The following is a 10,699-nucleotide window of genomic DNA, read 5'->3' as shown; positions in this document are numbered from 1 at the left end:
CTGCGGGGTTCCGGGTATTCTGGGAAAAGAAGGAGGAATCAGGTACTGGAAGAAATCCGACGGGAAGGCTTTCGTCCATGAAGAACCGTGGGGGGCGGTCAGTGGGTTTCCGTTTTGGGAAGGGGATCGAGTGGTTGTCCAGTTCAGAAGGTTATCAATACACAGGGCATGGCACTGTTCTTATGTACTCGTTGAAACATCTGAAACCTGCCACATCCATATCAAGTGACTCCCCGTACGTTCGTTCCATTTTTGTATATGCCCAAAATTGGGCAAATCCGTCAGTTATTGGGTTTATGTTTTGATCGATGGAAGTCATTTATGCGTTTTGAAACAAAACAAGGTGAATTTCCGATGGGTTACAGCGTGGCATGCAGTTGGTACAGAGTTTGCTTAAAAGATAAGACATCTAAATTTTCTTCCATCATGCAATGGGGGAAGATAGCGACCATAAGAAGTATAAATAGGCTAGAAAAGGACTGTCGACTCACTCCGTTTACGTCAACTAAGAACGACGGATATCACCACAATAATGTCCTAAGGAGTCATTAATAATGATAAGAGAAAATATTATACTGGATGCTGCGCGGGAACTGAATGTCAGGGCGGCCATTGATATCCCAAAGGATGCTTATCAAAAAGTCGAGCAACTTTCAAAAAATGAGACAAATCAGCTTTCAAGCTACGTGTTGGGAAAGATTCTGGAAAATTACGATGCCGCCACTGAGGATCGCGTTGCCATGTGTGCAGATACGGGTCTACCGCGTTATTACGTAAAGATCGGAAATCATGCAGTCATAGAGGGTGGGATGGTTCAACTTGAGAAATCGCTTCGACAGGCTACTGCGGACACAACCGCCAGCATCCCATTACGCCCCAACCGGGTTCATCCATTTACAAGAAAGGATAATAATAATAACGTGGGCATTCACGCTCCCACGGTGGATTACAGTTTTGAACCTAATGCAGATTGGATGGATATCACGGTGACGCATAAAGGCGGTCTGTTCGGCGGCGATTATCGGATGCTATTCCCCGCAGACGGCATTCCCGGTCTAAAGCGCTTCTTTCTCGATTCATTAGCCGAGTTCCTTCGCCGGGGCATGGCATGCCAGCCGGCAACCATAGGGGTCGGTGTGGGCGGCACAAAAGATGTATGTGTCCGGTTGGCAAAAGAAGCGGCCTGCTTGCGCATTGTGGGAGATCGAAACCCGGATCCCGAAATTGCAAGCCTGGAAGAGGAATTGGCAGAAATTGGGGCCAACGCCGGTTTCGGGCCGATGGGGTTTCCAGGGAACTCAGCGGTACTGGATGTTCATATTGAAGTCGCCTATGCGCATACAGGCGGAATGCCGGTCGGTATTCAGCAGTTCTGTTATGCCCAGAGAAGAAAAACGGTACGCATTTTTGCCGACAATATCACGGAATTTAGAGAAGATCCCCGTTGGTTTACACCGTACTACCGAAGAGAAACCATTGAATAATACCAGAATCAATTATTGAATTCTAATCGCAATCTCAGTTTGATGACCGGAGGTCTGATTACATGGAAGGTAAAAATCAAAAAGTGCTGCGTGAGTTCAATCTAACGCTTCCTGTGAGCGAGAGTGATATTTCACCCCTCAAGGTTGGGGATGCCGTTTTCTTGAATGGACTTGTGTTTACCGGACGCGAAGGTCTCTATGATATGATTTTTGAGAAGAAGAAAGAGCCGCCTATCGATATAGGCGCCCTTGGAGGAGCAACAATCAACGCCTCGCCCACGGTGAAAGAGATCGAGCCCGGGGTTTACCATGTGCCATCTATTACCGGAACCGCAAGCTTTCGGTTTGCCAAGTATATGTCAGAGTTTCTAAAGCGGTACAAAATTCGCATACTCATCGGAAAAGGCGGAATGTCCTCAGAAGTATACAAGAAATGCTTCCAGCCAAATGGTGCCATCTATCTGACGACTATCGGTTACGGAATGGGTGCGATTTATGGCAGGGGAATCTTAAGTGTGAAAGACGTTGCCTGGAAAAAGGAGCTGGGACTCGCTCAGGCGATATGGGTTCTGGAAGTGGAAAAATTCGGCCCCTTTATAGTTGAGTGCGATGCCCAGGGGGAGAATCTGTTTGAACGGGTGAATAACGAGATTAATGACAACTTTTTAGGACTCTACGAAGGACTTCCGAGGTTTGCGATGAAACGAATGGGAGAAATCGCTTCAGCGGAGGAGGAAATTATGTAATTGGAGCGGCATAACACGTAGAATTTTTTATCTGGTGGTCCATGCCACTTGGGCCATTTCAATTTTTTCGAATTCGGCGATCATAATGTTAAAGCCTGGATCCGAGGAAACCATTGACGTACCTTAATATTGAGCCTGCCAAGCAGACCTACAAGCCGGGATATGGAGCCTCTGATAATAATCTGTTCGTAAAACAGCGAGCTTTAGTCCCATTTGCCAGTCCAGTTAACGCCTATAGTCGGGGTGAAATAACAATTTAAAGTGTCCCTTTTAAAATGGTCGTATGGATTGATGGAAAGGCGATTGCTGTTAAATTTTTACTAACCTTTAACTTTTAAGGAGGTTCGGTTATGGATTGGCAGAAATTGAGGGACAGGGTTATTGTTTTGCTTTTGGTGATACCCGCAGTATGCCTTCTTCTTGGCGCGTGGTCCACGCCGTCGGTGATGGCCGCCGCCATAAAGATGCGGGTACAAACGGCTGCGCCAAATGTCAGTCTATCCTTTCAATCGGTGGCTCGGCTCGCAGAGGCGGTTCGGGTCATGTCGGACGGACGCCTTGACATTGAGGTCTTCCCGGACGGCGCCATCGTCCCGACGGCGCGGATCCCAGACGCGGTGAACACAGGTACGGTGGAAGCAGGCGCTACGTATGCCCAATATTTCGCGGGAAAGAACATGGCCGGCGCCCTCTTCGGCGCACCGCCCGCGGGTGGCGGGAGCAAAGTCGGCATTGATCAGTTCGGCCATATGACCTGGCTGATATTCGGGCCTGGCCGTGAGCTTCATGAAGAGTATTTTCGTGACATCATCAAGATGAACCTGGTGGCCTTTCCGGTGGGCTTCCATGGCCCGCTCAGCGTGGGATGGTTCAAGAAACCGATAGAAAGCCTGAAGGATCTTCAGGGCCGCCGCTATCGGTCGGGCCCGGGTCTTGTGGCCGAGACCTGGAAGAAGATCGGAGTTCCGGCAACATTTTTGCCTGGCGGTGAAATTCTTCCGGCGGGTCAGCGGGGCGTCATCGACGGCGCGCAGTGGGGGAGCCCATACGATGATATCCCCTTGGGTTTCCACCAGATATGGAAACACTACTATCTCCAGGGCGCACACTTCCCGATCTCGACGTGGGAGTTGATCATCAACAAGGATTTTTGGAACAAGCTTTCACCCGATTTGCAGAAGATGATAGAGATCTGTTCCCGGGCTACTGTTTTGGAAACTTTTTATCGATTGCTTGAAGATAACGGCAAGCTCTTGAAGAAGGCCACAGAAGAATATGGCGTCATCGTTCACGATGTGCCGCCAGAAATCTTCACCGCCTACATGAAGGCGACTGACGAGGTGCTGGAAAAGTATACCAAAGACCCCTTCTTCAAGAAGGTTTTGGACTCTCAACGCGATTACGCTGACCTGATCCGCCCGTATTGGAAGGCGTCCCTCAATAGCTCCGTTTTCCTGGTGGAGGGCAAAAAGTAGCAATTCCAACGCCGTAAGGATCAGGGGCACCGCGAATTTCCTTTGCGGCACCCGGCGCAGCCTTGTATGCAATATTAAAGCTGAAACTGAGTGGGGAGTTTGCTGTGCCGGTGCCGCAGGCTTCGGCTATCGAGAGGTGGGTGAAAACGAAGTGTAGATAGCGTGAAGCGGCCAATGACGGCGTAACAAGTGGAGGTCGAACCCTCGGTGAGGTCGTTGGGATGGACATGGACTGAGGTTTTTAGGATGCACGCACTTAAGAGGATCGTAAAGGTTCTGGACAGTATCACGCTCTGGCTGGCACGGCTCACCTGGTGGCTGGTCATCCCTCTCATGGCCGTTCTCGTCTATGAGGTGATGGTCCGCAAGTTATTCATCAGCCCGACAATTTGGGCGATGGACCTCAGTTATATGCTCAACGGCCTCTTGGGGATGACAGGTGCGGTTTACGCCCTCTATCGAGGCGGGCATATCGCCATCGACTTTATCTCGGATAAGTGGTCGCTCCGGACCCAGGCGGCATTGAACGCCGTATTCTATGTCACCTGTTTCTTCCCTGGGATCTCCATCTTCCTGTGGTTCGCCTTGCGGTTCGCGCATGAATCGTGGATGATAAGGGAACGGGCAATCACGAGTGCGTGGATGGCCCCCATATATCCGTTGAAGATGGTGATGGCCGTGGCAATGGCGCTCTTGCTTCTTCAGGGGATTTCCGAGTTCCTGAAAAACCTGTATGTATTGCTCCGGGGGCATCGGTTATGAGCCCGGAGATGCTCGGCCTCGTTTACATATGCGTCCTTTCAGTGGCGCTGTTCATCGGCTTTCCCGTTGCATTCACTCTCATCATCCTGTCAATCGTGTTTGGATACATCGGTTTCGGTTGGATTGTCTTCGACCTGATGGTATATCAATACTTCTCGCTAATGGAGGACCCGATCTGGGCGGCGGTGCCGCTGTTTCTTTTTATGGGGCTGATTTTGGAGGAATCGGGGATGATGGAACGCCTGTTCAGGGCATTCCAACTTCTCCTGGCACCGGTGCGGGGGTCCCTCTACCTGGCAGTGGCAATCAGCGCCGCGATTTTTGCCGTCGCCACCGGGATCGTTGGCGCCTCGGTCGTGCTCCTCGGCGTCATGGCCGCGCCCACCATGAATAAGTGCGGGTACGACGTGCGCATGTCCTCCGGAATCATCACTGCGGGCGGAACGCTCGGTATCCTTATTCCACCGAGCGTCATGCTGGTGGTCATGGGGCCTATCGTGGGAGTGTCGGTGGTGGACCTGTTCGCTGCGGCCATAGTGCCCGGACTCCTGTTGACCACTCTCTTCGGAGGCTATGCCCTGCTGCGGAGCTTCATCCAGCCTCATATGGGCCCGGCCCTTTCCAAGGACCAGCGGGCGAGTTCCTTCCTCCTCATCCTTAAAGAACTCGGCGTGGGTCTCGTGCCTCCCGCAGGGCTGGTTATGGCGTGCCTGGGGAGTATCCTGTTCGGATGGGCCACCACGACCGAAGGCGCGGCGATGGGCGCATGCGGGTCGGTGGTCCTCATCCTGGCATACCGCCGATTCACGTGGGCCAGAGTCTACAAGGCAGGGATGCAGACCCTGGAGGTGACCGGCATGGTCGTCTTTCTTGTTGGTGCCTCCAATTTTTTCGGGGCCGTCTTCTCGCGCCTTGGAACTCCGACCATGATTACCGAGGCCCTCATCGGGCTGGGTCTGGGACCATTCGGGACCATTTTGATCATCCTGCTGGTCATATTCATCCTGGGGTGGCCCCTTGAATGGATCCCGATTGTCCTTATCGTGGTTCCGATCGTGCTCCCTGTGGTCCAGGCATTCGAGATCAACCTTGTCTGGTTCAGCATTCTGGTGGCGGTATGCCTCCAGACGGCGTGGCTGTCTCCCCCGGTGGCATTGGCCTCCTACTGGCTGAAGGGTGTCGTGCCCGAATGGGACCTTAAAGACATTTACATCGGTATGTTACAGTTCATGGGGCTTCAAGCGGTGGGGACGCTGCTTCTCCTTTTCTTTCCCCAGATCGTTCTCTGGCTTCCTTCCCTGCTGGCACGATAAGGCCTTGGCGTGCGGTTAACATGACGGGCTCCCCGGAAGGATCCATATAAGCGAAAATTGTTTGCATGAGCGTCAGAATGGAGGCGAAACATGAAAAAACACCTGGAAGGGGTTAAAGTCCTCGATTTAACCGCTTACCTGTCCGGGCCCTATGCGACACTTAATCTTGCCGCATTGGGTGCCGATGTTATCAAAGTTGAGAGGCCTAAAATCGGGGATCCATGCCGATGGAATCCGCCTTTTGCCGGTCCCAACGGTGTCAGCTTTGAAATGAAAAATAATACGGATATGTCTATCCTCTATCTTAAAAGAAACCGGGGGAAAAGGAGTATCTTTTTGAACTTAAAGGATGAAAGGGGGAAAGAGCTATTCAGGCGCCTGGTCAACATGAGTGATATCGTTATAGAAAACTTCAGCCCGGGTGTTATGGAACGAATGGGACTTGATTATCCGGATTTAAAGAAGATCAACCCCGGAATTATCTATTGTTCCATCTCAGGTTATGGTCAGGACGGCCCTTTCAGGGATCGGACCGCATTTGATCTTACCATTCAGGCAACAAGCGGCATTATGGGAATTACAGGATACCCGGACGGGCCCCCCACAAGGTGTGGGGCGTGGATCGGGGATATGATCCCTTCTCTGTATAGTGTGGTGGGTATCCTGGCGGCGCTTTATTCAAGAGAAAAAACCGGTCAAGGAGACAAAATAGATATAGCGATGCAGGCCGCTTGTTTCTCAGTGGTTACCGACGAAGCCTTGGATTATAATATGTCTCTGGGAATGCCGGTCAGGACCGGGAATCGGAACCCCAGATTGGCGCCGTGGAATTCATACAAAGCAAAAGACGGGCATCTCATCATATGTGTTGCCAACAATACACAGTGGAATGCATTTCTGAAGGCCACCGGACGGGAGGACCTTGAAGGTGATGATCGATTCAAAAATCAAGAAGGACGATTTAAATACTCAGATGATGTGGAACATATAGTGAACCAGTGGCTGGAGAATCTCACCAGGCAGGAAGCACTGAAACGGTTGAGAGAGTACAAAGTTCCATGTGATGCCGTATTAGAATATGAGGAAGTCCTGGAATCCCCTCAACTCAATCACAGAAATATGATTCAAGATGTCATCCATCCGGTCAGCGGAAATACGGGCCTAAAAGTCGCAGGTTTTCCTATTAAGTTTACCGATTCGGAAGCCGGGTTTGAACGGCCGGCACCTTACTGTGGTGAGCACAATGAGGAGGTGTACAAGGGACTTTTAGGAATTTCCGATGAGGAACTGGAAGAGTTGAAGGAAGAAAATATTATTTGAAAATCGGACAGGATCAATAAGGAAATTCGATGCTCACCAGGTAGCTGTGCGGCCGATGCGCTCTTTCAGCCTGAGCAGTTAAATAGTCGTGACGAGTTCCCTTCTTCAAAATCGTGCGAATGGAGGTTGTTAATGGATACGATCAGTCAAGATGAAGTGGTTCAGATTTTGAAAATTGTTGAGGAATCGAGTTTTGATGAACTATGCCTGGAGATGGGGAACTTCAAGCTGGTATTAAAAAAGCACGGGGGCAGCGAAATTAACCAAAGGCCTTCTCAGTCTGGAGAAATAGTCACTCATCCTGAAGTCGACCAAGAGCGGCAATCTGCACCCATGGATGTAAAACAGAGGAAACCTGGGAAGTTGGCCTCTGTCCCGGAAAAAGATAGGCATGAAATAGAGGTGATCGAGGGGAACCAGGAGGAGGGTTACATCCCCATACGATCACCCATGCTTGGGACTTTCTATCGAGCGCCCAAACCGGGTGCGCCGCCATTTGTGGAAGTGGGTCGATGGGTATCCGCGGATGATTCGGTGTGCATTATCGAGGTCATGAAACTCTTTAATACGGTCAAGGCAAACGTTCGGGGACGCATTGCCAAGATCTGCGCAGAAAACGGACAAATGGTAGAATATCAGCAGACGCTTTTTCTGGTGGAAGAGGTGGATGAGGCGGTAGAGACAGCGGAGGAGGAAATCGCCACATGAAGGGTATCTCCCGTGTTCTGGTGGCCAACAGGGGGGAAATCGCTGTTCGAATCCTTCGCGCATGCCGGGAACTGGGTCTGGAGTCGGTCGTCACCGTTTCTGAGGCTGACAAAAACAGTCTTCCGGCAAGACTGGCCGACAGAGCGGTATGCATCGGCCCTCCATCCCCCATGGAAAGTTACCTGAAGGTGGATACCATTATCGCCGCTGCCCTGGGCACGGGTTCGGATGCCATCCATCCCGGATACGGTTTCCTTGCGGAACAGCCTCAACTCGCCGAGGCATGCGTCACGCACGGTCTGATCTTTGTGGGGCCGAAGGCGGATGATCTCAGGAGGATGGGAGATAAACTCTACGCACGAAAACTGGCAGGTGGGGCTGGGGTTTCAATCATTCCAGGATCGGAGCTTGTACACCATCATGAAGAGGCGGCAGAGACAGCAAGACGGGTTGGATTTCCTGTTTTATTAAAGGCCGCCGCGGGCGGCGGTGGAAAGGGGATGAAGATCGTTGCACGCGCCGAGGATCTGAGGAGCGTCTTTGACGAGGCTTCTGGCGAGGCACTGAGCGCCTTTGGGGACGATAGGATATATGTGGAGCATTATATCGCAAACGCCCGGCATATAGAGGTTCAGATCATCGGGGATCGTTTCGGCAATATCATTCATCTGTTTGAAAGGGATTGCTCGCTTCAACGCAGGTATCAGAAGATGGTCGAAGAGGCGCCGTCCCCTGCCGTGTCTCCTGAACTCAGAAGAGAAATCTGTGAAGCAGCCGTCAGGATCGGCAAACAGATCGGATACGAAAACGCCGGAACCGTCGAATTCATGTTGGATCAGGATCACGGCCGGTTCTATTTTCTTGAGATGAATACCCGTATTCAGGTGGAACACCCGGTGACCGAGATGATCAGCGGTATAGACCTGGTCAAGGAGCAATTCAGGGTGGCTGCCGGGGAGTCCTTCAGCGTTTCACAAGATGAGGTCCGATTGACCGGGCACGCCATCGAGTGCCGCATCAACGCGGAGTCGCCGGGTGCGGGGTTTTCACCCTGCCCCGGTTACATTAGGGAATGGAAGGCCCCAACAGGAAAAGACGTACGCGTTGATTCCCACTGTTATCCAGGCTATTTTGTTCCGCCATATTATGATTCGCTTCTTGCGAAGCTCATCACCCGAGGAACCGACCGTCGTGAGGCCATTGGTTTGATGCAATACGCCCTTGCCAATTTTGTTGTTTCGGGCATTGATACGACCATCCCTTTCCATCAGTTTATCATGAGGCACACCGACTATCTGAACGGGAACGTCAGCACCAATTGGATAGAAAACCGTTTGGTTAAGGAGTATGAAAAAAATGGAGGAAATCCGTTTCGTTGATACCACATTGAGAGATGGTCACCAGAGTCTATGGGCAACACGGATGAGAACCGCCCACATGCTCCCCATTGCACCTTTATTGGACGAAGCCGGATTCATGGCTGCGGAGCTGATGGGAACCGTCCATTTCGACGCCTGCCTTCGTTATCTACGTGAAGACCCATGGGAGCGAATCCGGCTGGTTTCGGAGGCATTGCCCAATACCCCCTTACGCGCCTTGATTCGAAGCAGGTCCCTCACCAGTTTCAATATTGTACCCGATTCCGTGATTAAGCTCTGGATAGAGCGGTGTGGCGCCAACGGGATCAGGCACCTGATGATATTTGATGCCTTACACGACTGGAACAATCTCTCGAAATCGGTGCCCATAGCAAAGGCGGTGGGGATTCAAGTGGTGGTCCCGTTGGTGTATTCCCTCAGTCCTGTCCACACAGACGAATTCTACGCCAAAAAAACAGCTGAAATGATGAGGACATTGAATCCGGATTATGTAATGATCAAGGATTCAATCGGTCTTCTGACCCCGGAGCGTGTCAAGACTCTGGTGCCGATGATCAAGGGAGAGATCGGAGATCTGCCGCTTGAAATGCATTCTCACTGCACCACCGGACTTGCTCCCCTATGCTGCCTTGATTCTGTAAAACTGGGCGTTGGGATCATTGACACGTGTGTCTCGCCTCTGGCGAACGGCCCATCCCACCCATCCATAGAAAACATGGCCATGAACCTTGAAAGGCTGGGTTTTTCACCCAAGGTGGACATGGGTCGGGTCAGGAAGATATCCGAGCATTTCAGATATGTGGCCAGAAGGGAAGGCAAGCCCATGGGGGCCCCTGTCGAGTACGATGCCTTCCAGTACATCCATCAGGTGCCCGGCGGCATGATTTCCAACCTTGAATTCATGCTTTCCGAGAGAGGCATGGCCCACCGATTGGAAGAGGTCCTGGAAGAGGTCAGCGTGATACGGGAGGAGTGGGGCTATCCGGTCATGATCACGCCATTTTCGCAGCTGGTAGGCACACAGGCGGTATTGAATGTCCTCCTGGGGGAACGTTACAAAGTGGCGACAGAGGAAGGCATCCGGTATGTGTTGGGACATTACGGCAAGACGCCTGCGCCAGTTGATCCGAATGTCCTGGATAAGATGTCAGGACTTCCCGAGGCGAAGGGACTTCTGAACTGGGAACAGCCCCAGCCGTCAATCCAGGAGCTGAGAAAAGAGATCGGGCGACCGGGGATATCAGATGATGAACTCCTGCTCCGGGTTCTGTTTCCGGAAGAGCATGTGGAGGCGACCATCTCCGCCGGTCCTATAAAAAAGGATTATCCCCGAGGAGATAAACCGGTCATGGCCCTCGTCCACGAGTTGACGAAGCAGCAGGATATTTCCCATATCCGCGTCCAAAAAGAGGGGTTTTCGCTGAGCCTGAAAAGGGGATCTGTCTGAACGGAGATTCCATCGGAAGGAGCCGATTTTGAAACAGCGGCCCGTATCTGCGTAAGGGGGGATGG

Annotated in this window: 9 protein-coding genes; all 9 read left to right on the top strand. The window is 51.7% G+C overall.

The window, feature by feature from the left end:
- The first annotated feature begins 554 nt into the window (after positions 1-554).
- The 9 genes from K9N21_00120 to K9N21_00080 all read left to right on the top strand — a co-directional run bounded on the left by K9N21_00120 (position 555) and on the right by K9N21_00080 (position 10,634).
- Positions 555-1,484 carry a fumarate hydratase gene (locus K9N21_00120; GenBank protein MCF8142302.1) on the top strand — a complete coding sequence of 310 codons (930 nt, stop codon included), beginning with the start codon at positions 555-557 and terminating at the stop codon, positions 1,482-1,484.
- Between the two features lie 62 nt (positions 1,485-1,546).
- Positions 1,547-2,230 (top strand): fumarate hydratase C-terminal domain-containing protein, encoded by a 684-nt coding sequence (locus K9N21_00115; protein ID MCF8142301.1) that lies wholly within the window; start codon positions 1,547-1,549, stop codon positions 2,228-2,230.
- A gap of 350 nt (positions 2,231-2,580) precedes the next feature.
- Entirely contained in the window at positions 2,581-3,705 is a 1,125-nt protein-coding gene (locus K9N21_00110) for a TRAP transporter substrate-binding protein (protein ID MCF8142300.1), read from the top strand.
- 246 nt (positions 3,706-3,951) lie between these two features.
- Entirely contained in the window at positions 3,952-4,467 is a 516-nt protein-coding gene (locus K9N21_00105) for a TRAP transporter small permease subunit (protein ID MCF8142299.1), read from the top strand.
- Entirely contained in the window at positions 4,464-5,780 is a 1,317-nt protein-coding gene (locus K9N21_00100) for a TRAP transporter large permease subunit (protein MCF8142298.1), read from the top strand. The genes K9N21_00105 and K9N21_00100 overlap by 4 nt, the downstream gene beginning before the upstream one ends.
- 90 nt (positions 5,781-5,870) lie before the next feature.
- Positions 5,871-7,100 (top strand): CoA transferase, encoded by a 1,230-nt coding sequence (locus tag K9N21_00095; GenBank protein ID MCF8142297.1) that lies wholly within the window; start codon positions 5,871-5,873, stop codon positions 7,098-7,100.
- Between the two features lie 213 nt (positions 7,101-7,313).
- Entirely contained in the window at positions 7,314-7,808 is a 495-nt protein-coding gene (locus K9N21_00090) for an acetyl-CoA carboxylase biotin carboxyl carrier protein (protein ID MCF8142296.1), read from the top strand.
- Positions 7,805-9,187, top strand: a complete 1,383-nt coding sequence (gene accC / locus K9N21_00085) for an acetyl-CoA carboxylase biotin carboxylase subunit (GenBank protein ID MCF8142295.1) — start codon at positions 7,805-7,807, stop codon at positions 9,185-9,187. The genes K9N21_00090 and accC overlap by 4 nt, the downstream gene beginning before the upstream one ends.
- Entirely contained in the window at positions 9,165-10,634 is a 1,470-nt protein-coding gene (locus tag K9N21_00080) for a pyruvate carboxylase subunit B (GenBank protein ID MCF8142294.1), read from the top strand. The genes accC and K9N21_00080 overlap by 23 nt, the downstream gene beginning before the upstream one ends.
- Positions 10,635-10,699 lie beyond the last annotated feature (65 nt).

The sequence above is a fragment of the Deltaproteobacteria bacterium genome, from assembly GCA_021737785.1.
Lineage (GTDB): Bacteria > Desulfobacterota > DSM-4660 > Desulfatiglandales > Desulfatiglandaceae > AUK324.
The sequence above is the reverse complement of the archived record's forward strand: the minus strand, read 5'-3'. Positions and strand labels throughout refer to the sequence as shown.

Bases quoted from the DNA above. Each gene is read 5' to 3' on its own strand.
- K9N21_00120 (MCF8142302.1), top strand. From the start codon at position 555: ATGATAAGAGAAAATATTATACTGGATGCTGCGCGGGAACTGAATGTC.
- K9N21_00115 (MCF8142301.1), top strand. From the start codon at position 1,547: ATGGAAGGTAAAAATCAAAAAGTGCTGCGTGAGTTCAATCTAACGCTT.
- K9N21_00110 (MCF8142300.1), top strand. From the start codon at position 2,581: ATGGATTGGCAGAAATTGAGGGACAGGGTTATTGTTTTGCTTTTGGTG.
- K9N21_00105 (MCF8142299.1), top strand. From the start codon at position 3,952: ATGCACGCACTTAAGAGGATCGTAAAGGTTCTGGACAGTATCACGCTC.
- K9N21_00100 (MCF8142298.1), top strand. From the start codon at position 4,464: ATGAGCCCGGAGATGCTCGGCCTCGTTTACATATGCGTCCTTTCAGTG.
- K9N21_00095 (MCF8142297.1), top strand. From the start codon at position 5,871: ATGAAAAAACACCTGGAAGGGGTTAAAGTCCTCGATTTAACCGCTTAC.
- K9N21_00090 (MCF8142296.1), top strand. From the start codon at position 7,314: ATGGGGAACTTCAAGCTGGTATTAAAAAAGCACGGGGGCAGCGAAATT.
- accC (MCF8142295.1), top strand. From the start codon at position 7,805: ATGAAGGGTATCTCCCGTGTTCTGGTGGCCAACAGGGGGGAAATCGCT.
- K9N21_00080 (MCF8142294.1), top strand. From the start codon at position 9,165: ATGGAGGAAATCCGTTTCGTTGATACCACATTGAGAGATGGTCACCAG.